At 65.3% G+C, this 20,496-nt stretch carries 19 protein-coding genes; 16 read left to right on the forward strand and 3 right to left on the reverse strand.

Annotation, left to right across the window (positions count from 1 at the left end; genetic code table 11):
• Window positions 1-30: 30 nt before the first annotated feature.
• The 8 genes from CXB49_RS02120 (at window position 31) to yacG (ending at window position 7,566) form a co-directional block, all read left to right on the forward strand.
• Complete coding sequence (locus CXB49_RS02120) at window positions 31-354, forward strand: ComEA family DNA-binding protein (RefSeq protein ID WP_101706873.1); 324 nt, start codon at window positions 31-33, stop codon at window positions 352-354.
• Between the two features lie 392 nt (window positions 355-746).
• Complete coding sequence (locus CXB49_RS02125) at window positions 747-1,871, forward strand: porin (RefSeq protein ID WP_101706874.1); 1,125 nt, start codon at window positions 747-749, stop codon at window positions 1,869-1,871.
• A 215-nt stretch (window positions 1,872-2,086) separates the two neighbouring features.
• The gene (gene pilB / locus CXB49_RS02130) at window positions 2,087-3,793 is read left to right on the forward strand and encodes a type IV-A pilus assembly ATPase PilB (protein WP_101706875.1); all 1,707 of its coding nucleotides are present in this window, start codon (window positions 2,087-2,089) and stop codon (window positions 3,791-3,793) included.
• Between the two features lie 40 nt (window positions 3,794-3,833).
• Window positions 3,834-5,057, forward strand: a complete 1,224-nt coding sequence (locus tag CXB49_RS02135) for a type II secretion system F family protein (protein WP_101706876.1) — start codon at window positions 3,834-3,836, stop codon at window positions 5,055-5,057.
• Window positions 5,057-5,977, forward strand: a complete 921-nt coding sequence (locus CXB49_RS02140; RefSeq protein ID WP_101706877.1) for an A24 family peptidase — start codon at window positions 5,057-5,059, stop codon at window positions 5,975-5,977. The genes CXB49_RS02135 and CXB49_RS02140 overlap by 1 nt, the downstream gene beginning before the upstream one ends.
• Window positions 5,962-6,576 carry a dephospho-CoA kinase gene (gene coaE / locus CXB49_RS02145; RefSeq protein ID WP_101706878.1) on the forward strand — a complete coding sequence of 205 codons (615 nt, stop codon included), beginning with the start codon at window positions 5,962-5,964 and terminating at the stop codon, window positions 6,574-6,576. Before CXB49_RS02140 ends, coaE begins: the two co-directional genes overlap by 16 nt.
• A 36-nt stretch (window positions 6,577-6,612) precedes the next feature.
• Window positions 6,613-7,371, forward strand: coding sequence for a cell division protein ZapD (gene zapD / locus CXB49_RS02150; RefSeq protein WP_101706879.1), 759 nt, complete (start codon window positions 6,613-6,615; stop codon window positions 7,369-7,371).
• Between the two features lie 3 nt (window positions 7,372-7,374).
• Window positions 7,375-7,566, forward strand: a complete 192-nt coding sequence (yacG, locus tag CXB49_RS02155; protein ID WP_101706880.1) for a DNA gyrase inhibitor YacG — start codon at window positions 7,375-7,377, stop codon at window positions 7,564-7,566.
• A gap of 55 nt (window positions 7,567-7,621) precedes the next feature.
• On the opposite strand, the gene CXB49_RS02160 is transcribed toward yacG, so the two are convergent.
• Window positions 7,622-8,863: an N-acetylmuramoyl-L-alanine amidase gene (locus CXB49_RS02160; protein WP_101706881.1), complete on the reverse strand. Its 1,242-nt coding sequence runs from the start codon at window positions 8,861-8,863 to the stop codon at window positions 7,622-7,624.
• Window positions 8,821-9,315, reverse strand: a complete 495-nt coding sequence (gene tsaE, locus CXB49_RS02165; RefSeq protein WP_101706882.1) for a tRNA (adenosine(37)-N6)-threonylcarbamoyltransferase complex ATPase subunit type 1 TsaE — start codon at window positions 9,313-9,315, stop codon at window positions 8,821-8,823. Before tsaE ends, CXB49_RS02160 begins: the two co-directional genes overlap by 43 nt.
• 37 nt (window positions 9,316-9,352) lie before the next feature.
• Here tsaE and queG point away from each other — a divergent pair, with 37 nt between their 5' ends.
• Window positions 9,353-10,390 (forward strand): tRNA epoxyqueuosine(34) reductase QueG, encoded by a 1,038-nt coding sequence (queG, locus tag CXB49_RS02170; protein WP_369826533.1) that lies wholly within the window; start codon window positions 9,353-9,355, stop codon window positions 10,388-10,390.
• Window positions 10,391-10,420: 30 nt separating this feature from the next.
• On the opposite strand, the gene CXB49_RS02175 is transcribed toward queG, so the two are convergent.
• A complete protein-coding gene (locus CXB49_RS02175) occupies window positions 10,421-10,837 on the reverse strand; it encodes a MaoC family dehydratase (RefSeq protein ID WP_101706884.1) in 417 nt (138 codons plus the stop codon).
• A 246-nt stretch (window positions 10,838-11,083) separates the two neighbouring features.
• Between CXB49_RS02175 and CXB49_RS02180 the strand changes: the two genes are divergently transcribed.
• From CXB49_RS02180 to gspF, 7 genes are all read left to right on the forward strand, one after another.
• Window positions 11,084-11,833, forward strand: a complete 750-nt coding sequence (locus tag CXB49_RS02180; protein WP_101706885.1) for an electron transfer flavoprotein subunit beta/FixA family protein — start codon at window positions 11,084-11,086, stop codon at window positions 11,831-11,833.
• 3 nt (window positions 11,834-11,836) lie between these two features.
• Window positions 11,837-12,769, forward strand: a complete 933-nt coding sequence (locus tag CXB49_RS02185) for an electron transfer flavoprotein subunit alpha/FixB family protein (RefSeq protein ID WP_101706886.1) — start codon at window positions 11,837-11,839, stop codon at window positions 12,767-12,769.
• Window positions 12,770-12,924: 155 nt separating this feature from the next.
• Entirely contained in the window at window positions 12,925-14,706 is a 1,782-nt protein-coding gene (locus tag CXB49_RS02190) for an acyl-CoA dehydrogenase (protein ID WP_101706887.1), read from the forward strand.
• Window positions 14,707-14,982: 276 nt separating this feature from the next.
• Window positions 14,983-15,630: a hypothetical protein gene (locus CXB49_RS02195; RefSeq protein WP_158300589.1), complete on the forward strand. Its 648-nt coding sequence runs from the start codon at window positions 14,983-14,985 to the stop codon at window positions 15,628-15,630.
• A gap of 9 nt (window positions 15,631-15,639) precedes the next feature.
• Window positions 15,640-17,805, forward strand: a complete 2,166-nt coding sequence (gene gspD, locus CXB49_RS02200) for a type II secretion system secretin GspD (protein WP_101706889.1) — start codon at window positions 15,640-15,642, stop codon at window positions 17,803-17,805.
• Window positions 17,802-19,262 (forward strand): type II secretion system ATPase GspE, encoded by a 1,461-nt coding sequence (gene gspE / locus CXB49_RS02205; RefSeq protein ID WP_101706890.1) that lies wholly within the window; start codon window positions 17,802-17,804, stop codon window positions 19,260-19,262. The genes gspD and gspE overlap by 4 nt, the downstream gene beginning before the upstream one ends.
• A complete protein-coding gene (gene gspF, locus CXB49_RS02210) occupies window positions 19,262-20,473 on the forward strand; it encodes a type II secretion system inner membrane protein GspF (RefSeq protein ID WP_101706891.1) in 1,212 nt (403 codons plus the stop codon). Before gspE ends, gspF begins: the two co-directional genes overlap by 1 nt.
• The last annotated feature ends 23 nt before the right edge of the window (window positions 20,474-20,496 follow it).

Here is a 20,496-nt window from a genome sequence, read left to right on the forward strand (position 1 = left end):
AATCTTCGCACCCGCCACAAGGAGCTTGCCATGAAGAAGCTGTTCGCCATCCTCGCCGTTCTGCTGCTGTCGTGCAATCTGGCCTGGGCCGCCGTCAATCTGAACACCGCCACTGCCCAGCAACTGGAGTCGCTGAACGGCATCGGGCCGGTCAAGGCCAAGGCCATCGTCGATTACCGCACCAAGAACGGTCCGTTCAAGACCGTCGACGATTTGAAGAAAGTGCCCGGCATCGGGGACAAGACGCTGGACAAGCTGCGCAAGGAGCTGACCGTCGGCGGCGCCGCGCCGGCGGCCAAGCCTCTGGCCAAACCGGCGAAACCGACGGAGAAGCCGGCGCCCGCCGCCAAGTGACGCGCCGCGCCGCCGCGTTCGAAACCGCCATCCGCTAGTCGGCTGGCGGTTTTTTCATGCCCGAAGGATTTTTCGCGTGGTCGGATCGGCGATGGGAGCGCGGCTTTGTTGTTGGCAAAAAGAAACACAATGATGAATGTGTTGTTTTTTGCGCAGTCCAGCCAAGCAGGGGTGGGCGGCTCAATGGCTTTCCAAACAAGGGGATGGCGGTTTTTTGTTGTTTTTTTGAGAATTTCATGCCGCCGGCACGGGCTGATCTTTGTTTTTTTGCAACGCCGGTCTTATATTGCTTTCAGCGATCGACGGAATATACCGTCGGCACATAAATGTCCGGGCTGTCGGGCGACCGGCAAGTCAACAGGACAAAATCAACTGACTTGAAAGGATCTGCAATGAACAAGAAGCTCATCGCTTTGGCGCTGGCCGCCCTGCCTGCAGCAGCCATGGCGGACGTCACCATCTACGGCACGATCAAAGGCGGTATCGAGAGCAACAAGACTTACAGCTCTTCTCTCGGCTTCGACAGCAACGGCAACCCGCGCAGCGGCGTCCAGGTCAACGACTGGATCTCCAGCATCGGCTTCAAGGGCACTGAAGATCTGGGCAGCGGCCTGAAGGCGATCTGGCAAGTGGAAAGCCGCCTGCACATCGACGGCACCAACGGCGCGGCCAACAAGGCCTCGTCCGATGGCTTCGCCACCCGCGACAGCTTCCTCGGCCTGGCCGGCGACAGCTGGGGTAAGTTCCGCTTCGGCCGTCTGTCGAACTACGCCAACTCCGACATGGAGCAAGTGGACCCGGGTAGCTACTTCGGCGGCTACAGCGACGAGAGCGTCGCCGGCCTGGGCATGTTCACCCGCCTGGACGGCCGCGTGAACAACGCGCTGCGCTACGACAGCCCGAACTGGGCAGGCTTCAGCTTCGCCCTGTTGTACGGCACCGACGAGAGCCGCGTGACCGGCACCAATGGTTCCCGCACCAACAACCAGACCTGGAACCTGGGTCTGAGCTACGAGAACTCCGGCTTCTTCGGCAAGTACAACTACGAAAACTGGGGCGACGCCGACCAGCTGGCCAGCACCAAGAGCTGGCACCGCCTGGAAGGCGGCTACAACGCCAACAATCTGTACGTCGCCCTGGGCTACCAGCAGGTTGAAGGCTACGGCTTCGGCTCGTACTACAACAGCGTGCTCGGCGCCGTGGCGAATCTGGCAGTTCTGAATGCCGGCGCGACCCAGGCTCAGATCAACGCTGCCAAGCTGAAGACCAAGGAAGCCGCGTTCACCGTTGGCTACAGCTTCGGTCCGCTGACCCCGTACTTCACCTATGCCAAGGGCTACAACGCCAGCTTGAACGGCACCGACATCAGCAACTCCGGTTACGACCAGTACCTGCTGTCGCTGAACTACGCCATGTCCAAGCGCACCAGCGTCTACACCTCCGCCGGCACCGTGAAGTGGAAGGGCGGCATCTCTTCGGAGAACTCCTTCGGCCTGGGTCTGATTCACAGCTTCTGATCGACGGACCGGATTATTCCGATCGAAAAGGACTGCTTCGGCAGTCCTTTTTTTATTGTCCGCCAGCGCCGGGCACGGTTTAAGTGGCGAAATTCCGGTCAAAACGCTTGCCGAACGGGATTTGTGTCGGATCGGCGGCGGTATTTTGCATATAATATCGTCACAGCCTGTGCCTGATCGCGATTAGAAAGTTCAAAACGGGATCGATTTCGTCTATGGAAGCTTCGGCAGGAATTTCCGGCCTGGGAAGGGCCCTGGTTCAGCACAATATGCTGTTGCAGCAGGACGCCGACGCGATTCAGCGCCAGGCGACCGCGTCCCATATCAGCTTCGTCGAGCAGCTGATTCTCAGCAAGAAGATGAGCGCCCGCGACGTCGCGGTCTTCGCTTCGCGCATTTTCGGCTACCCCTTGCTGGACATGGGGACGCTGGATACCGAGCAACTGCCCAAGGGCCTGGTCGACGAGGATCTGATCGGCAGCCGCCGGCTGTTGCCGCTGCTGAAGCGCGGCAACAAGCTGTATATCGGCACGTCGGATCCGACCCAGACCTCGGCCTATCACGCGATCACCTTCAAGACCGGCCTGACGGTGGAGATCGTCGTGGTCGAGGACGACAAGCTGTCGAAAACGCTGGGGCGCTATCAGGACAATTCCACGTCGGCGCTGAAGGAGCTGGAGAACGAGGATTTCGGCGATCTGGAATTCGCCGATCCGGACGCGCAGATAGATTCCGGCCCGCAGGTCGAGGTCGACGACGCGCCGGTGGTCAAATTCATCCACAAGATGCTGCTGGACGCGATAGGCGGCGGGGCCTCCGACATCCACTTCGAGCCGTACGAAAAGTATTACCGCATCCGCTACCGCGTCGACGGCATGTTGAAGGAGGTGGCGCAGCCGCCCTTGCTGCTGAAGGAAAAGATCGCCTCCCGCATCAAGGTGATCTCCAAGCTCGACATCTCGGAAAAACGCGTGCCGCAGGACGGCCGGATGAAGCTGGTGATTTCGAAGAGCCGGGCGATAGATTTTCGCGTCAGCACGCTGCCGACCTTGTACGGCGAGAAGATCGTGATGCGGATACTGGATTCGTCGGCGGCGTCGCTGGACATCGAGCAGCTCGGCTTCGAGCCGGAGCAGAAGAAATTGCTGCTGAACGCGATCGCCCGGCCGTACGGCATGGTGCTGGTCACCGGGCCGACCGGCAGCGGCAAGACGGTGTCGCTGTACACCTGTCTGAGCATTTTGAACAAGTCCGACACCAATATCTCCACCGCCGAGGATCCGGTGGAAATCAATTTGCCCGGCATCAATCAGGTCAATGTCAACGAGCGGGCCGGCCTCAGCTTCGCTTCGGCGCTGAAGGCTTTTCTGCGGCAGGACCCGGACGTGATCATGGTCGGCGAGATCCGCGACTTCGAAACCGCCGACATCGCGATCAAGGCGGCGCAGACCGGCCACATGGTGTTTTCGACACTGCATACCAATAACGCGCCGGCCACGCTGACGCGGATGCTCAATATGGGGGTGGCGCCGTTCAATATCGCCAGCTCGGTATTGTTGATCATGGCGCAGCGGTTGGCGCGCAAACTGTGCAGCCACTGCAAGCAGCCGGTGGACATTCCGGAAGAGGCGCTGCTGCGGGCCGGCTTCGCCAAGGAGCAGCTGGACGGCAGCTGGCAGGCCTATGGTCCGGTCGGCTGCGAAGAATGCCGCAACACCGGTTACAGGGGGCGTACCGGCCTGTACGAGGTGATGCCGATCAGCGACGCGATGACGCGGCTGATCATGAAGAATGGCACCGCGGTCGACATCGCCGACCTGGCGAAGGAAGAGGGCATGGTCGATCTGCGCCACGCCGGCCTGATGAAGGTCAGGCAGGGTGTCACCTCGCTGGCGGAAATCGAGGCGGTGACCAACGACTGAGCCGGCGGACGGCCGGCAACGGACAGAGAAGGATGGACCGATGGCGACAGCGACGGCGAAAAAGGCAAGTCCCGGTTACATCTGGGAATGGGAAGGCAAGGACAAGTCCGGCAAGATGATACGCGGCGAGTTGCGCGCCGAGTCGGAGACGGTGGCCAAGACCCAGCTGCGGCGGCAGGGCATCAATGTGGTCAAGATCCGCAAGCGCCGCGCCGGTTTCGGCAAGCGGATCACCGAGAAGGACATCGCGCTGTTCACCCGGCAGCTGTCGACAATGATGCGCGCCGGCGTGCCCTTGCTGCAGGCTTTCGACATCGCCGCCAAGGGCCACAGCAATCCGGCGGTGACGCGGATGCTGCTGGAGGTGCGCGCCGACGTCGAAACCGGCCTGTCGCTGGCCGAGGCCTTCCGCAAGCGGCCGCTGTACTTCGACAAGCTGTTCTGCAACATCATCGCCGCCGGCGAGACCGGCGGCGTGCTGGACACGCTGCTGGACAAGCTGGCCACCTACAAGGAAAAGGTGATGGCGATCAAGGCCAAGATCAAGTCGGCGATGATCTATCCGTCGGCCATCGTCGGCACCGCCTTCATCATCACCGCGGTCATCATGATCTACGTGATCCCGGCGTTCAAGGACCTGTTTTCCGGCTTCGGCGCCAACCTGCCGGCGCCGACGCTGTTCGTGATCTGGCTGTCGGACCAGTTCGTCCATTTCTGGTGGCTGATCTTCGGCGTCATCTTCGGCGGCCTGTTCGCGTTTTTCTACGCCTTCAAGCGCACGCCGAAGATGCAGGAGCAGATGGATCGCATCCTGCTGAAGCTGCCGGTGATCGGCGACATCATACGCAAGGCGACCATCGCCCGCTGGGCGCGCACGCTGTCGACGCTGTTCGCCGCCGGCGTGCCGCTGGTGGAGGCGCTGGACTCGGTCGGCGGCGCCGCCGGCAATCAGGTCTACGCCGAGGCCACCCGCCGCATCCAGATGGACGTCAGCACCGGCTCCAGCCTCAACTTCTCGATGCAGCGCACCGATCTGTTCCCGAACATGGTGCTGCAGATGACCTCGATAGGCGAGGAATCGGGTTCGCTGGACCAGATGCTCGACAAAGTGGCCGACTTTTACGAGGAAGAAGTGGATAATGCGGTGGCCGCGCTGTCCAGCCTGCTGGAGCCGGCGATCATGGTGATTCTGGGGGTATTGATCGGCGGTCTGGTGATCGCGATGTATATGCCTATCTTCAAAATGGGTCAGGTGGTGGGGTGATGCTGCAGGACATTTCCTGGTTGCTGGCCACGCATCCGCTGTATCTGGCGGGCGTGTCGCTATTGTTTGGCTTGATGGTGGGCAGCTTTCTGAATGTGGTGATCCACCGCTTGCCCATCATGCTGGAAACCGGTTTCCTGGCCGACAGCGTCGGCTATCTGGTAGACAACGGCCGCTTTCCCGAGCTGAGGCTGGCGGCGCAGGGGGCGGCGACCGCGCTGGAGGGCGACGGCGGCTACAATCTGTGGCGGCCGGGTTCGCACTGTCCGGCCTGCCAGGCGCCGGTCCGGCCCTGGCACAATGTGCCCTTGCTGAGCTTTCTGCTGCTGCGCGGCCGCTGCGGCAGTTGCGGCGTCCGCATCAGCCGGCGCTACCCGCTGGTGGAACTGCTGTGCGGCGCGATGTTCGGCTTCCTGGCCTGGCGCTTCGGCTGGGGCTGGCCGCTGGCCGGCGCGATGCTGCTGTCGGCGACGCTGCTGGCCTTGAGCTTCATCGACCTGGACACCCAGTTGCTGCCGGACAGCGTGACGCTGCCGCTGTTGTGGGCCGGGCTGCTGTTCAATCTTTATACCGGCCTGGTGCCGCTGTCGTCGGCTGTGCTGGGCGCGGTTTGCGGCTATCTGGCGTTGTGGCTGGTGTTTCACGTTTTCAAGCTGGCCACCGGCAAGGACGGGATGGGGCAGGGCGATTTCAAGCTGCTGGCGGCGCTGGGCGCCTGGCTGGGCTGGAGCATGCTGCCGCTGGTGATCCTGCTGTCGTCGCTGGTCGGCGCGGTCGCAGGCTTGTCGCTGATGGCGCTGTCCAGGCTGAGCCGCGGACAGGAAATCCCGTTCGGTCCGTATCTGGCGATGGCCGGATGGATCGCGCTGGTCTGGGGGCCGCAACTGGTGGATGGGTATCTGGCATGGCTGTCCCGGTAGTCGGATTGACCGGCGGCATCGGCTCCGGCAAGAGCGCCGCCGCCGACCGCTTCGCCGAGCTGGGCGCCGAGGTGGTCGACACCGACCGCATCGCCCATCAGCTGACCGGGCCTGGCGGGGCGGCGATGGGCGCCATCGTCGACGCCTTCGGCGCCGGAGTGGCGACCGCCGACGGCGCGCTGGACCGGGCGGCGATGCGGCGGCTGGTATTCGCCGATCCGGGACTGCGCGCGCGGCTGGAGTCCATCCTGCATCCGGCCATCCATGCGGAAAGCGTGCGCAGGCTGCAGGCGGCGCGCGGCGATTACGCTATTCTAGTGGTGCCGCTGCTGTTCGAGAGCGATCGCTACGCGCCGTTGTTGGCGCGCAGCCTGGTGATCGATTGCAGCGAGGCGGTGCAGCGGGAACGGGTGATGCTGCGCAGCGGTCTGAGCGAGAACGAGGTGCGCGCCATCATGGCCGCGCAGTTGCCGCGGGAAGAGCGGCTGCGTCGTGCCGACGATGTCATCGACAATAGCGGCGGCATGGCAGAATTGAGACTTCAAGTTGATGCCAAACACGGTTATTATCTGGCAAATCTTGTCAATGCATTGTTATAAGGCTTGCTGCAAGCCGTGGAGAAGGGCAGATCTGCTGTGATCAGTTTCGAATTCCCTGTCACCGAGCGCACTCGCATTCTGCTTCGCCTGGAGTATCTGTACGGGCGGCTGGCCTACTTCGTCGGCAAGGAGCACGCCTATGACCACCATGCCGCGCTGCTGGTGCTGTTCGAGTTGATGGAAACGGCGTCGCGCGCCGACCTGAAGGCCGATCTGCTGCAGGAGCTGGAACGGCAGAAACAGATGCTGGAAGCGCTGCGCGAGAACCCGAACGTCGCCGAAGAGACGCTGGAGGGCGTGCTGGAGGAGATGGAGCGCGCCTCGGGCAAGCTGTTGGCGTTGACCGGCAAGTACGGGCAGAACCTGCGCGAGAACGAGTGGCTGATGGCGATCAAGCAGCGCGCCGGCATTCCCGGCGGCACCTGCCAGTTCGACCTGCCGTCCTACCATCTGTGGCAGCAGCGCTCGGCCGAGGTCAGGCGCCAGGACCTGCTGCGCTGGGCCGCCCCGCTGATGCCGACCGCCGAGGCGTCCAACATCCTGCTGAGGCTGCTGCGCGACGGCGGCAAGACCCACCATTACGTGGCGCGCCGCGGCGCCTTCCAGCAAATGTCCGGCGGCAAGGTGGTGCAACTGATCCGCGTCGCCTACGACGACAATCTGGAATTGCTGCCGGAGCTGTCCGCCAACAAGTACGCGCTCAACATCCGCTTCATCGGCGCCGTGACCGGCGAGGCCCGTCCGCGCCAGGCCGAGCACGATGTCGAGTTCTATCTGACCAACTGTAAATTCTGATCCATGTCCGAGTCCGTCCGCATTGTCGCCTGTCCGACCTGCCGCGCCGAAGTGCGCTGGGAGCCGCAAAGCCGCTACCGTCCATTCTGCAGCGAGCGCTGCCGCCTGATCGACCTGGGACAGTGGGCCAGCGAGAGCTACCGGGTGCCGGCCGCCGAGGAGTCGCCGCCGGGCGACGAGCCGTCGCAGCACTGAGCATGAAAAAACCGCCGGGCGACCGGCGGTTTTTGCTTGGCGAAGACCGATCGATCTAGACGCGCGCGGCCAGCGCGGCGCCCGAGGCGAAGTAGCGCTTGACGCCGCTGAAGATGGCGTTGGCCATTTGCTGCTGGAATTCGGCGGTGATCAGCCGCTGTTCCTCGTCCGGATTGGAGATGAAGGCGGTCTCCACCAGGATGGACGGGATGTCCGGCGCCTTCAGCACGGCGAAGCCGGCCTGCTCGACCGCGTTCTTGTGCAGCTTGTTCAGGCCGCCCAGCTGGCCGAGCACCGTCTTGCCGAGCTTCAGGCTGTCGTTGATGGTGGCGGTCTGGGTCAGGTCCAGCAGCGTGTGCGCCAGATACTTGTCCTTGCTGCCTATCTTGACGCCGCCGACCAGGTCGGAGTTGTTCTCGGTCTGCGCCAGCGCCTTGGCGAAGGCGCTGGTCGCGCCCTTTTCGGACAGCGCGAACACCGAGGAGCCGCGCGCGGCGCGGTTGGGCGCGGCGTCGGCGTGTATCGAGACGAACAGATCGGCATTCAGCTTGCGCGCCTTGGCCACCCGAACGCCCAGCGGGATGAACACGTCGTCGCTGCGCGTCATGTAGGCGCGCATATTCGGCTCGGCGTCTATCAGCTGCTTCAACTGATGCCCTATCTTCAGCACCACGTCCTTCTCGCGATTGCCCTGCATGCCGATGGCGCCCGGGTCCTCGCCGCCGTGGCCGGGGTCCAGCATCACGATGATCGGGCGATCGGCGTTCTTGGCCTTGGGCTTGACCTGGGCCGGCGGTTGTTCGAGCTTGCCCTTGTTGTAGTCCTGCAAGAGCGCCAGCAGCGGATCGTCGTGCTGGCCGCTGGCCGGATACAGGTCCACAACCAGTCTATTCTTGTATTCTGCCACCGGCGCCAGCGTGAAGGCCTGCGGCTTGACGTCGGTCTTCAGTTCCAGCACCAGCCGCACGGTGTCCGGGTCGAACTGGCCGGCGCGGGCGGTGGCGATATACGGGTCGGCGGCGGCGATCTGGCCGCTGATGTCCTTCAGCACGCCGTTCAGCTGCACGCCGGACAAGTCGATCACCAGCCGGTTCGGATTGGCCAGCGTGAACTGCTTGTACTGGATCGGCTCGCCGGATTCCAGCGTGATGCGGGTATAGGTGGACGAAGGCCAGACGCGCAGGGCGACGATCTGGCTGCCTGCCGCCAGGCCGGTGCGGCTGACGGCGAGCAGGAAGGTGGCGGCGGCCGCGCCTAGCAGCGCGCGGCGGGTCGGGTCGAAAGTCGAAGCAGGCATGACTGTCCGGTTTGGGTCTGAGCGTGAAAGTGATAAGTGCGACCGTCGCCGGCGACGGCGAGTTCCAGCACGATGTCGGCCATCGGCAGCAGGCCGTCGGCCTTGTCGGGCCATTCCACCAGGCACAGGCTGGCGTCGCCGAAATATTCGCTGAAGCCGGCATCGTTCCATTCTTCCGGATCGGCGAAACGGTACAGGTCAAAATGGTGGACACTATATTCCGGCAGCGGGTAGCTTTCCACCAGCGTGTAGGTGGGGCTCTTCACCTTGCCGCGGTGGCCGAGCGCCGCCAGCAGGCCGCGGGTGAACGTGGTCTTGCCGGCGCCGAGGTCGCCGAGCAGATGGACGGTCAGGCCCGGCCGCGCGGCGGCGGCGAAGGCCGCGCCCAGCGCCAGGGTCGCGCTCTCGTCGGGCAGGCTGCCGCTGTGAACGCTGGTATCATCCGTCGCCATGAATGAGACTCCTCCTCAAAAACCGGATTATCCCGAATTGTCGCGCCAAATCAAAGCCTGGGCGCGAGAAGCCGGTTTCGCCGACGCGCGCATCGGCCGCGCGGCGCTGCCGCCTGAGGCGGAACAGCGGCTGCAAGCCTGGCTGGCCGCCGGCCACCACGGCGAGATGGACTATATGGCGCGCCACGGCGCGCTGCGCGTCCGTCCGTCCGAACTGGTGCCGGGCACGCTGTCTGTGATCTCGTTGCGGATGAACTACTGGCCGGCGTCAACGCCGGCCGAGCGGGTGCTGGCCGACCCGTCGCGGGCCTATCTGTCGCGCTACGCGCTGGGGCGCGACTACCACAAAGTGCTGCGCAACCGACTGCAGAGGCTGGCCGAACGCATCGAATCCGCGGTCGGGCCGTTCGGCTACCGGGTGTTCACCGACAGCGCGCCGCTGGCCGAGGTGGCGCTGGCGTCGCAGGCCGGCCTGGGCTGGCGCGGCAAGCATACGCTGCTGCTGACCCGCGGCCAGGGCTCGCTGTTCTTTCTCGGAGAAATCCTGACCGACCTGCCGCTGCCCCCCGACGACGCCGAGGACGGCCACTGCGGTCGTTGCCGTAAATGCCTGGACGTCTGTCCGACCGGGGCCATCATCGAGCCGTATACCGTCGACGCGCGGCGCTGCATTTCCTATCTGACTATAGAATTGAAGGGGCCGATTCCACAGCCGCTGCGGCCGCTGATCGGCAACCGGGTCTACGGTTGCGACGACTGCCAGCTGTTCTGTCCGTGGAACCGCTTCGCCGTCGAGACCGGCGAGACCGACTTTGCGGTACGTCATGGTCTCGACGACGTCAGCCTGGTACAACTGTTCGGCTGGAGCGCCGACGAATTCCGCGAACGGATGGCCGGCAGCCCGATCTACCGCATCGGCTACCACAAATGGCTGTCCAATCTGGCGGTCGGGCTCGGCAACGCGCCGACGTCGGCCGAGGTGGTGGCGGCGCTTTGCGCGCGGCTCGATTTTCCCGACGAACTGGTGGCCGAGCCGGTGCGCTGGGCGCTGGCGCGGCACGGCGTGTCCTGTTGATTCAGCGGCGGGATCGCGTGTTCGCCGGACTCATCCGCGCGACGGCGCGATCACCAGCGATTCGCCCTCGAGCACCACTTTCTCGCCGACGCGGCATTCGGTGGCCAGGCGCACCCGTTTCTTTTCCGGGATCAGCTCTGTCACGGTGACGCGGGCGGTGACGGTCTCGCCTATCCGCACCGGCGACTTGAAACGGGTCGATTGCGACAGGTAGACGGTGCCGTGGCCCGGTAGCTGGCAGCCGATGACGCCGGACAGCAGGCTGGCGGTCAGCATGCCGTGGGCGATGCGGGTTTCGAACGGCGTGGTGGCGGCGTAGGCCTGGTTCAGATGCACCGGATTGTGGTCGCCGCTGACGGCGGAGAACAGCAGCAGATCGGCCTCGGTGATGGTTTTTCCGGTTTCGGCCGTGGTGCCGATGGCGAGGTCTTCGAAGTACACGGTCATGACAGCCTCAATGATTATGACAAGGAAATGCTGCGGTGCACCGTCGCATTGTGACAGCTTCGCCCTGAAATGCAAACCACCGGGAAATGACGTACTATCGACGCCGAGTTGCATTTTCACCACGCGCCATGCGCTGGCGCACAAACCAAACGCTCGTTTGAAATTTGCTTGGGGCATAATCGGGCTTTGCTGGCCGTCGTTGCCTTCCACGTTACGATTAACCCACTGGAAGTTTGCTGGAGGAATATGAAAGTTCTAGTCGCAGTGAAGCGCGTTGTCGATTACAACGTGAAAGTCCGCGTCAAAGCCGACGGCAGCGACGTTGATATCGCCAACGTCAAGATGTCGATGAACCCCTTCGACGAGATCGCCGTGGAAGAAGCCGTGCGCCTGAAGGAAGCCGGCAAGGCCAGCGAGATCGTCGTGGTGTCGATGGGCGTCAAGCAATGCGAGGAAACGCTGCGCACCGCGCTGGCGATGGGCGCCGACCGCGCCATCCACGTCGAGACCGACGTCGAGCTGCAGCCGCTGGCGGTGGCCAAGCTGCTGAAGGCGGTCGCCGACAAGGAGCAGCCGCAACTGCTGATCCTGGGCAAGCAGGCGATCGACGACGATGCGAACCAGACCGGCCAGATGGCCGCCGCGCTGTTGGGCTGGGCCCAGGGCACCTTCGCGTCCAAGGTGGATCTGGCGGCCGAGACCGTCGACGTGGTCCGCGAGATCGACGGCGGTCTGGAAACCGTCAAGCTGCGCCTGCCGGCGGTGGTGACCTCGGACCTGCGCCTGAACGAGCCGCGCTTCATCAAGCTGCCCAACATCATGGCCGCGAAGAAGAAGCCGCTGGACAAGACCACGCCGGCCGAGCTCTCCGTCGACGCCGCGCCGCGCCTGAAGACGCTGAAAGTGGCCGAGCCGGCCAAGCGCTCCGCCGGCATCAAGGTGGCCAACGCCGCCGAACTGGTCGCCAAACTGAAAAACGAAGCAAAGGTGCTGTAAGACATGGCTATTCTCGTTATCGCTGAACACGACAACCAGAGCCTGAAGACAGGCACCCTGAACACCGTCACCGCCGCCGCCAAGCTCGGCGAAGTGCATCTGCTGGTGGCCGGCCACAACGCCGCCGCCGCCGCCGAGGCCGCCAAGGGCGTCGCCGGCGTCGCCAAGGTGCTGCTGGCGGACGCCGCCCATTACGCCCACGGTCTGGCCGAGAGCCTGTCCGCGCTGGTCGTCGGCCTGGCTGGCGGCTACAGCCACGTGCTGGCGCCGGCCTCGTCCTTCGGCAAGAACCTGCTGCCGCGCGTCGCCGCGCTGCTGGATGTCGCCCAGATCTCCGAAATCGTCGCCATCGAGTCGGCCGACACCTTCGTCCGTCCGATCTACGCCGGCAACGTGCTGGCCACCGTGCAGTCGGCCGACCCGGTCAAGGTGATCACCGTGCGCACCACCGCCTTCGACGCGGCGGGCCAGGGCGGTTCCGCCGCGGTGGAAACCATCGCCGCCGGCGCCGACAGCCAGCTGTCCGCCTTCGTCGGCCAGGAGCTGACCAAGTCCGACCGCCCGGAACTGGGCTCGGCCAAGGTCATCGTGTCCGGCGGCCGCGCGCTGGGTTCCGAAGAGCAGTTCAAGGCGGTGATCGAGCCGCTGGCCGACAAGCTGTCCGCCGCCGTCGGCGCCTCGCGCGCCGCCGTGGACGCCGGCTATGCGCCGAACGACTACCAGGTCGGCCAGACCGGCAAGGTGGTGGCGCCGCAGCTGTACTTCGCCGTCGGCATCTCCGGCGCGATCCAGCACCTGGCCGGCATGAAGGACTCCAAGGTGATCGTCGCGATCAACAAGGACGAAGAGGCGCCGATCTTCCAGGTGGCCGACTACGGCATCGTCGGCGACCTGTTCGCCGTGGTGCCGGAGCTGATCGCCGAGCTGTCGAAGTAAGCGGCGAGCGGGAGCGGCCGCAAGCGTTCCCGACCGAGCAGGCAATATAGCCGCCGGAACAAAGCAAAAGCAGCCGGCGCCCCGCATGCGAGCGCCGGCTTTTTCACGGTCCGGTCCGTACCGGCCGACGCGAGGAAAAAACAGAGGAGAAGGCGATGATCTATCACGCACCCGTCAAAGACATCCGTTTTGCATTGAACGAGCTGGCCGATCTGCCGGCGATCTGCGGGCTGCCGGGCTACGGCGAATGCTCGGTGGAGCTGACCGACGCGGTTCTGGAGGAAGGCGCCAAATTCGCCGAGGGCGTGCTGGCGCCGATCAACAAGCAGGGCGACCAGGGCGCCAAGTGGAAGGGCGGCGACGTGACCGCCGCGCCGGGCTTCAAGGACGCCTGGCAGCAGTACGTCGAATCGGGCTGGGTCGGCCTGCGTGCGCCGGAAGCGTTCGGCGGCCAGGGCATGCCGGCGCTGGTGGCGGCGGCGGTCGAGGAAATGTGGTGTTCGTCCAATCTGGCCTTTTCCTTGGCGCCGCTGCTGACCTTGGGCGCCGTCGAGGCCATCCATCATCACGCCTCGGACGAGTTGAAGAACATCTATCTGCCGATGATGGCCGGCGGCCAGTGGACCGGCACGATGAATCTGACCGAGCCGCAGGCCGGCTCCGATCTGGCCCAGGTCCGTTCGCGCGCGGTGCCGGCCGCCGACGGCAGCTACCGCATCAGCGGCCAGAAGATCTTCATCACCTGGGGCGAGCACGACATGGCCGACAATATCGTCCATCTGGTGCTGGCCCGCCTGCCGGACGCGCCGGCCGGGGTCAAGGGCATCTCGCTGTTCATCGTGCCCAAATTCCTGGTGGGCGCCGACGGCTCGCTCGGCGCGCGCAACGACGTGCGCTGCGTGTCGCTGGAGCACAAGCTGGGCATACACGGCAGCCCGACCGCGGTGATGAGCTTCGGCGACAACGACGGAGCGGTCGGTTACCTGGTCGGCGAGCCCAACAAGGGCCTGAACTATATGTTCACCATGATGAACCACGCCCGTCTGGGCGTCGGCATCGAGGGCATGGCGGTGTCCGAGCGCGCCTACCAGAAGGCGGTCGAATACGCCCGCGAGCGGGTGCAGAGCCGCGCGGTCGGTTCGCCCGACGCCGCCGGCGTGCCCATCATCCAGCACCCGGACGTGCGCCGCATGCTGATGACGATGCGCGCCCAGATCGAGGCGCAGCGCGCGCTGACCTTCTACGCCGCCGCCGCGCTGGATCGCGCCGCCCGCCATCCGGTGCCGGCCGAGGCCGCGCGCAACCAGGCGTTGCTGAACTTCCTGATCCCCATCGTCAAGGGCTGGAACACCGAACAGGCCAACGAGATCACCAGCCTGGCGATCCAGGTGCACGGCGGCATGGGCTTCATCGAGGAGACCGGCGTCGCCCAGTACTACCGCGACGCCCGGATCACCGCGATTTACGAAGGCACCACCGGCATCCAGGCGCTGGACCTGATAGGCCGGAAGACGGCTATGGAGGGCGGCGCCACCGCGCGCGCGCTGCTGGCCGAGGCGCAATCGACGGCGAACAAGCTGCAGGCGGCCGGTTTCGATTCCATCGCCGACAGGCTGGCGTCGGCCATCGCCGACGCCGAGCGCTGCGTCGCCTTCGTCGTCGACAGCTTCGGCGAGCGGCCGCGGCAGGCCGCCGCCGGCTCGGTGCCGTTCCTGAAACTGATGGGCATCGTGTTGGGCGGCTGGCAGCTGGGCCGCGCCGCGCTGATCACGAAGGACAAGCTGCAGGACGCCGACGCCGACCACGCCTTCCTGGAGGCCAAGATCGTTACCGCGCGCTTCTTCGCCGAGCATCTGCTGCCGCAGGTCTCCGGTCTCGCCGCCGCCATCGTCGGCGGCGCCGACAGCGCGTTGGCGCTGGACGAGGCCCAGTTCTGAGCGACTGAGCCAGATCAGTCTTTCATGGCGCCACGGCCTTGCCGTGGCGTTTTTTATGCGAAAATGCCAAAAAAATCGTTTTTGGCGATGCCTGAGCCGCGGAAAACGTGCCGGCGGAGCAAGCAGATGGTCGGTCAGCCGTAAATATTAACGATGACTAAAGTTCAGACTGTCATCAAAACTGGCGGTAAGCTATTGCAAAATCGCCCTTTTGCTGCTTAATCTAGCGTGCCTGCAAGGTAATTTGTTCAGCATAATTTTGATAACGAGATGCCGATGGGTTCTGGGGATAAGACAAGATTTGGCCGCCGGCCGGATTTTCGCGGCTGGCAGCGGGCATCCGGCGGGCAATGGCACAAGGCTCTGCCGCTGCTGGCCTTGGGCCTGGCCGCCTTCTGGGGCGGCCGGCAATTGACGGCGCTGTTGTCGCCGTCGGCCCAGGTCTATCGCACCCTGGCGCCGGCCCAGCCGCAGGCCGCGGCCGCCGCGACCGCCCAGGGGCACTGGTTCGGCGAGGCGCCGCTGCAGCAAGTCGCGGCGCCGCCGCCTATCCGGCTGCTGGGCGTGTACGCGCCGAATATGCCGGGCGTGCAAGGTTTCGCGATCGTCGACAGCAACGGCCATCCGCAACCGTTGCTGCAAGGCAAGCAGACCGCCGACGGCTGGGAGCTGGTCAAGATCGCTCCCAACGGCGTCACCGTCCGCTCCGGCGGCAGCGAGCAATTCGTTCCCTTGCAGCCGCGCGGTCCCGGCGGCGCGGCGGGCGATGCCGGCGACGCGCCGCAGGGCGCTCAGCCCCCGATCCAGCCTCAGCCGCCTCAAATGACGCCCGGAGCGGTTCCGGTGCCCGTTCCGGGCCAGAACGCCGTACCCGATGCCCAGCCTCAACCCGCGGTGGATCCCGCCGCGATGATTCGCCAATGAGAGAATGCAATGCGAATTTCCAGACTCGTCGCCGTCCTGGCCCTGGTGTATAGCTGTCAACTGCAGGCCGCGCCTCAGAACGACACGGTGATGCTCAACTTCGTCAACGCGGACATCGAGACCGTGGTCAAGGCGATAGGCGAAATCAGCGGCAAGAACTTCATCATCGACCCGCGCGTCAAGGGCACCGTCAACATCGTTTCCAGCCGGCCGGTGCCGCGCTCGCTGTCCTACCAGGTCTTGCTGTCTTCGTTGCGGTTGCAGGGTTTCGCCGCGGTCGAGGGCAACGGCGTGATCAAGATCGTGCCGGAGGCGGACGCCAAGCTGCACGCCAAGGCCAGCAAGGGCATTCCGCGCGGCGACGGCGACAGGCTGATCACCAAGGTCTTCACGCTGCGCAACAGCAACGCCAACCAGCTGGTGCCGGTGATCCGGCCCATCGTGTCGCCGAACAATACCGTGGCCGCCTATCCGCAGGCCAACGCGCTGATCGTCACCGACTACGCCGACAATATCCAGCGCATCGAATCCATCATCGAATCGGTCGAGTCGGCCGCTTCCGGCGACACCGTGATCATCCCGGTGTTGTTCGGCTCGGCGGTGGAATTGGCCAACACGCTGAACAAGCTGATGCAGGAAGGCGGCGCCGACGGCGGCAAGACCACGATATTGTCCGATCCGCGCTCCAATGTGCTGATGGTGCGCGCCGACACCCCGGGCAAGATAGGCAAGATCAAGAGCCTGCTGAAGGTGCTGGACCAGCCGAGCCAGGCCGGCTCCAATGTGCGCGTCGTCTATCTGAAGAACGCCGAGGCCGGCAAGGTGGCGCAGACGCTGCGCGGCCTGTTGACCGGCGATCCGGGACCGCTGCAGGGCCGAACCGCGGTCACCACCAGCGGCAGCAGCTCGTCCGGTTCCAGCCTGCTGGGTTCCAGCAGCGGCTCGGGCTCCTCGTCTTCCGGCAGCAGCCTGGGCTCGTCCAATGCCGGTTCGGCGGCGGCCGCGGGCGCCAGCAATCCGGTGACGTCCGACGGCGGCTCCTCGTCGTCCTCGTCCGGCGCCGGCGGCGGCGGTTCGATGATACAGGCCGATCCGACCAATAACGCGCTGATCCTCAATGTGCCGGACACGATGTACCAGAACCTGCGCAATGTGATCGATTTGCTGGACAAGCGCCGCGCCCAGGTGCTGGTCGAGGCGCTGGTGGTCGAGGTGTCGGCGCAGCGCGCGCAGGAGCTGGGCGTCCAGTGGCAGGCGCTGGGTGGTTTCAACGGCAACGGCGCCGGCGTGGTCGGCGGCACCAATTTCACCAACGGCAGCGGCGGAACGGGCATCCTGGGCATGGCCCTGCCGTCGACGCCGGGCTCCAATGCGGCCGGCGTCGCCGCGCTGAGCGGCTCGGCCGGTCTCAATATCGGCTGGGTCAAGGGCACGGTCAACATTCCAGGCATAGGCAATGTGCTGAACATGGGCGCGCTGGCCAAGGCGCTGGAGACCCAGGTCGGCGGCAATATCGTGTCCAGCCCGTCGTTGCTGGCGATGGACAACGAGAAGGCGCACATACTGATCGGCCAGGAAGTGCCGATCCTGACCGGCCAGTACGCCAGCACGCCGACCAGCGGCAGCACCACCAATCCGCAGCCGTTCTCCACCTACGACCGCAAGACCATAGGCTTCAATCTGGAGATCACGCCGCAGATTTCAGAAGGCGGCAGCATACGGATGAAGATCGTGCAGGAGGCGTCCAGCATCGCGCCGGGCACCGAGAGCAACGTTCAGGGCCCGACAACCAATCGCCGGCTGCTGGAAACCATCGCCAATGTCGACGACGGCGGCATCCTGGCCATTGGCGGCCTGCTGCAGGACCAGGTCAGCGACAATGAGCAGAAAGTGCCGTTGCTCGGCGATATCCCCTGGCTGGGCGGCCTGTTCCGCTACACCGTCAAGTCGCACAACAAGACCAATCTGATGATCTTCATCAAGCCGACGATATTGCACGACGCCGTCGGCGCGCGGGCCATTGCCGGCGAGCGTTACAAGTACATCCTCGGCGACATCCAGAAGGACCAGCAGGGCAACAAGCTGAAGTTCGACCTGGAGTCCGCGCTGCAATCACTGCCGGAAGGCGGCATCAAATCCAATCTCGAGCAGGATTTGAAGGGCTTGCAAAAATGAACAAGCCGACGCTGACCCCGCTGCTGCCGTTTCCGTTCGCGCGCGCCAACGGCGTGATCCTGCTGGACGGCGAGAGCGGCCGCCAGCTGCTGCTGCGCGAGGGCGGCAGGCCGGCGGCCTGGACCGAGGCGCTGCGGCTGCACGGCGGCCCGCTGTCCGGCGTGGAGACGCTGAGCGGCGCCCAGTTCGAGAAGCGGCTGTCCGAGCACTACGCCAGCCGCGACGGCGCGGCGGCGGAGATGGTGGACGGCATCGGCCAGGACATGGACCTGAACCAGATGGTGGAGTCGCTGCCGACGGTCGAGGACCTGCTAGAAAGCGAGGGCGACGCGCCCATCATCCGGATGATCAACGCGCTGCTGACCCAGGCGCTGCGCGACGGCGCGTCCGACATCCACATCGAGGCCTTCGAGGACCGTTCGGTGGTGCGCTTCCGCCTGGACGGCACGCTGCGCGACGTGGTCAGCCCGCATCGCGCGCTGCACGCGGCGATGGTATCGCGGATCAAGATCATGTCCGGCATGGACATCGCCGAGAAGCGGATACCGCAGGACGGCCGCATCTCGCTGCGGCTCGGCGGCCGGCCGGTCGACGTGCGGGTGTCGACGCTGCCGACCAGCCACGGCGAACGCGTCGTGCTGCGGTTGCTGGACAAGGAGAACGCGCGGCTGGACCTGGCGACGCTGGGCATGGCCGCCGACACGCTGGCCTCGGTCGACAAGCTGATCAATCAGCCGCACGGCATCCTGCTGGTCACCGGCCCGACCGGCTCCGGCAAGACCACGACGCTGTACGCGGCGCTGTCCCGTCTCGATGCCAGCCACACCAATATCATGACGGTGGAAGATCCGGTCGAGTACCACCTGGACGGCGTCGGCCAGACCCAGGTCAACCCGAAGATAGACATGAGCTTCGCCAAGGCGCTGCGCGCGATCCTGCGCCAGGACCCGGACGTGGTGATGATAGGGGAGATCCGCGACCTGGAAACGGCGCAGATCGCCGTGCAGGCGTCGCTGACCGGCCACCTGGTGCTGGCGACGCTGCACACCAACGACGCGGCCAGCGCGGTGACCCGCTTGACCGATATGGGCGTCGAACCGTTCCTGCTGGCCTCGTCGCTGCTGGGCGTGATGGCGCAGCGGCTGGTGCGCCGCGTCTGCCCGCAGTGCAAGGCGCCGCATCCGGTGCCGCTGGACGACGCGCCGGAGGCGGTCCACTACCGTCCGGTCGGCTGCCCGGCCTGCGGCAACTCCGGCTACAAGGGCCGTTACGGCGTCTATGAACTGATGCTGGTCGACGATGCGATGCAGCGGCTGATCCACGACCGCGCGTCCGAGCAGCGGCTGCGCGACCACGCCGCCCGCCACGGCATGCGCAGCCTGCGCGACGACGGCCTGCGCTGGGTCAAGGCCGGCGAGACCAGCGTGGAAGAAATCCTGCGGGTGACGAGAAGCTGATGGCGGCGTTCAAGTACACCGCCTACGACGGCGCGGGCAAGGAACAGAACGGACTGCTGGAGGCCGATTCGGTCCGCGCCGCGCGGGCGCAGCTGCGCGAGCGCGGCCTGCTGCCGGTGGCGGTGGACGGCGTCAACGCCAAGACCGGCGGCGCCGGCAGCAATGTGCTGCGCCGCGGCCTGCCGCGCGCCGAGCTGGTGATGATCACCGAGCAGCTGTCTACGCTGCTGAACGCCGGCCTGACCTTGGAGAAGGCGCTGACCGCCGTCACCGAGCAGTCTGAAAACGCCCGCAGCCGCACCGTGCTGGCTGCGCTCAGAAGCGACATCCTGGAGGGCAAGGGCTTCGCCCAGGCGCTGTCGTCGGCGCCCGGCGTGTTCTCTCCGCTGTACCGTTCGCTGGTACAGGCCGGCGAGCAGTCCGGCCATCTGGACATGGTGATGTCGCGGCTAGCCGAATATCTGGACAAGCGGCAGAACACCCAGCAGAAAGTGACGCTGGCGCTGGCCTATCCGGCGGTGGTCACGCTGGTGGCCATCCTGGTGGTGGGCGGCTTGATGAGTTATGTGGTGCCGCAGGTGGTCAGCGTGTTCGCCCAGACCAAGCAGACGCTACCGTTCCTGACCCGCGCGCTGGTGGCCTGCAGCGACTTCCTGCGCCAATGGGGCGTGGTCCTGCTGATCTCCATCGTCGCCGCCGTCGTCCTGATCATCCGGGCGCTGCGCGCGCCGGCGTTGAAGCGGCGCTTCCACGCCCGGGTGCTGAAGCTGCCGGTGTTCGGCCGGCTGTTCCGCGCGCTGAACACCGCGCGGATGGCCAGCACGATGTCGATCCTGGTCGGCTCCGGCGTGCCGTTGCTGACGGCGCTGGAGACGGCGCGCGGCCTGATGACGATGCTGCCGATGCAGGACGCGGTGGCCGACGCGATGGCCAAGGTGCGCGAGGGCGTGTCGCTGTCGCGGGCGCTGAACGCCACCCGCCAGTTTCCGCCGGTGCTGATACACCTGATTTCCAGCGGCGAGGCCAGCGGCACGCTGTCCCACATGCTGGACCGCGCCGCCCAGCAGCAGGAGCAGGAGGTCGAGCGCAAGCTGGCCACCTTCACCACGCTGATGGAGCCGCTGCTGATCCTGGTGATGGGCGGCATGGTGCTGCTGATCGTGCTGGCCATCATGATGCCGATCATAGATATGAACCAGATGGTGCATTGAGCGTCCGTAATGGACGGGCCCGC

Origin of the sequence: Chromobacterium sp. ATCC 53434, from assembly GCF_002848345.1 — a bacterium.
Lineage (GTDB): Bacteria > Pseudomonadota > Gammaproteobacteria > Burkholderiales > Chromobacteriaceae > Chromobacterium.

What these genes read in the sequence shown, in the direction of transcription:
- gspE (WP_101706890.1), top strand. Translation starts at nt 17,802, where the DNA reads ATGAACAAGCCGACGCTGACCCCGCTGCTGCCGTTTCCGTTCGCGCGC.
- CXB49_RS02135 (WP_101706876.1), top strand. Translation starts at nt 3,834, where the DNA reads ATGGCGACAGCGACGGCGAAAAAGGCAAGTCCCGGTTACATCTGGGAA.
- CXB49_RS02195 (WP_158300589.1), top strand. Translation starts at nt 14,983, where the DNA reads ATGGGTTCTGGGGATAAGACAAGATTTGGCCGCCGGCCGGATTTTCGC.
- CXB49_RS02140 (WP_101706877.1), top strand. Translation starts at nt 5,057, where the DNA reads ATGCTGCAGGACATTTCCTGGTTGCTGGCCACGCATCCGCTGTATCTG.
- CXB49_RS02160 (WP_101706881.1), bottom strand. Translation starts at nt 8,863, where the DNA reads ATGCCTGCTTCGACTTTCGACCCGACCCGCCGCGCGCTGCTAGGCGCG.
- gspF (WP_101706891.1), top strand. Translation starts at nt 19,262, where the DNA reads ATGGCGGCGTTCAAGTACACCGCCTACGACGGCGCGGGCAAGGAACAG.
- CXB49_RS02125 (WP_101706874.1), top strand. Translation starts at nt 747, where the DNA reads ATGAACAAGAAGCTCATCGCTTTGGCGCTGGCCGCCCTGCCTGCAGCA.
- coaE (WP_101706878.1), top strand. Translation starts at nt 5,962, where the DNA reads ATGGCTGTCCCGGTAGTCGGATTGACCGGCGGCATCGGCTCCGGCAAG.
- CXB49_RS02120 (WP_101706873.1), top strand. Translation starts at nt 31, where the DNA reads ATGAAGAAGCTGTTCGCCATCCTCGCCGTTCTGCTGCTGTCGTGCAAT.
- yacG (WP_101706880.1), top strand. Translation starts at nt 7,375, where the DNA reads ATGTCCGAGTCCGTCCGCATTGTCGCCTGTCCGACCTGCCGCGCCGAA.
- CXB49_RS02175 (WP_101706884.1), bottom strand. Translation starts at nt 10,837, where the DNA reads ATGACCGTGTACTTCGAAGACCTCGCCATCGGCACCACGGCCGAAACC.
- gspD (WP_101706889.1), top strand. Translation starts at nt 15,640, where the DNA reads ATGCGAATTTCCAGACTCGTCGCCGTCCTGGCCCTGGTGTATAGCTGT.
- CXB49_RS02190 (WP_101706887.1), top strand. Translation starts at nt 12,925, where the DNA reads ATGATCTATCACGCACCCGTCAAAGACATCCGTTTTGCATTGAACGAG.
- CXB49_RS02185 (WP_101706886.1), top strand. Translation starts at nt 11,837, where the DNA reads ATGGCTATTCTCGTTATCGCTGAACACGACAACCAGAGCCTGAAGACA.
- CXB49_RS02180 (WP_101706885.1), top strand. Translation starts at nt 11,084, where the DNA reads ATGAAAGTTCTAGTCGCAGTGAAGCGCGTTGTCGATTACAACGTGAAA.
- pilB (WP_101706875.1), top strand. Translation starts at nt 2,087, where the DNA reads ATGGAAGCTTCGGCAGGAATTTCCGGCCTGGGAAGGGCCCTGGTTCAG.
- tsaE (WP_101706882.1), bottom strand. Translation starts at nt 9,315, where the DNA reads ATGGCGACGGATGATACCAGCGTTCACAGCGGCAGCCTGCCCGACGAG.